This is a genomic window from Kitasatospora sp. NPDC057015, from assembly GCF_042673745.1.
Taxonomy (GTDB): Bacteria; Actinomycetota; Actinomycetes; order Streptomycetales; family Streptomycetaceae; genus Kitasatospora.
Window position 1 is genome coordinate 1 of record NZ_JBHUSG010000150.1, and the last position, 1,379, is coordinate 1,379.

General features: G+C 69.8%; 1 protein-coding gene. It reads right to left on the reverse strand.

The window, feature by feature from the left end:
* On the reverse strand, positions 1–1,149 hold a 1,149-nt coding region (locus tag ACFTWP_RS41765; RefSeq protein WP_380270402.1), incomplete at its 3' end, for a site-specific integrase.
* Between the last annotated feature and the right edge of the window lie 230 nt (positions 1,150–1,379).

The following is a 1,379-nucleotide window of genomic DNA, read 5'->3' on the forward strand; positions in this document are numbered from 1 at the left end:
CCCGGGCCAGGGGCGTGCCAGGGTGCGCAAGGCCTCGTGGTCGACCTTGGCATAGACGGTGGTGCTCAGTTGGCTGCGGTGCCGCAGGACCTGACCGACCTCCGGCAACGACGCCCCTGCTCGCAGCATCTGGGTGGCCAGATGGTGGCGGAACCGGTGGCCGCCGATCCGCGGGAGACCGGCTCTGCCGCAGGCCCGGACGGTGATCGCCCTCACTGCTGCGGGAGACAGGCCCCGGTAGGGGGCGCGCTCGGTGATGAACAGTGCCGTGCTGGCGCATCGGGGACGCCCTTGGGTCAGGTAGGCAGCCAGGACCTGGCCGACCTCGGCCGGAAGAGGGAGTCGCTCCACCACGGAGCCCTTGCCGCGGACCAGGACCTCTCCACTTCTCCAGTCGACATCGCCGATCTGGAGCGCGGCGGCTTCCCCGCCCCGCAGGCCCAGCCTGGCCAGCAGGGTCAGCACCGCGTGATCACGTAGCCCGATCCGGGTGCCGGTGGGACAACTGCCCAGCAACGCCTGGACCTGGGTGGAGTCCAACCCCAGGGGCAATGCGCTCAGCCTCCAGCCCGCCACCGCCGGAACGGCGCCAGCCAACGAGGTGGGTATGTGGCCGTGCAGGTGCAGGAAACGCAGCAGCGACCGCAACGCGGTGACCAGGGCCTTCGCCGACTCGACGCTGCCCACTCGATCGCAGGCCCCCACGATGAACGTGGTGACCGTCGCAGCGTCCAACCCGGCCAGCGACCGGCCCAGCGGCGGGGGCAGTTCGGACAGGAACACTTCGGCGTGGTTGCCGTAACAGCGCACGCTCTCCGCGGCCAGGGCCCGCTCGTGGCGCAGGAACTCGCGGTAGTCGGCGACCAAGGCCTTCACCGGGGTGCCGGGCACCAGTTCCGGGAGCGGGATCACTTCGGCCTCACGCAGGAACCGCACCAGCGCCTTCACCCAGCGGCGAGCCACCTGTTCGGTGCGGCAGTACTCCCGTCGGTGATCCAGGAACTCTTCGATCATCTGCGGTATCAGCTCGGACGCGGTCAGGCCGCGGGCCTGCATCCAGCCGCTCAACCGGCCCATCATCGCCGCGGCCTCGCGTATCGACGAGGAGGCATAGCCCAGGCGCGTCAGCTCCAGGCGCAGTCCCGCCACGTGAGGTGACAGCGGTCCAGTCACCCGAGCGGGGGTGGGCCCCGGGCGCCGACGGGGTTCGGCAACAGCCATGGTCTTCTCCAGTCCGGAGGGGTCTTTATGACCTCACTCCGTGGGACAAGCCCATCCTCCGCAACTCGGATTATGCCGGTCAGCCCAGCGTTCGCAGGCCCGTCACCAGCACCTTCACCACCCCGGTCGGCATAACCCGCACATCGGCATAAGCCGAC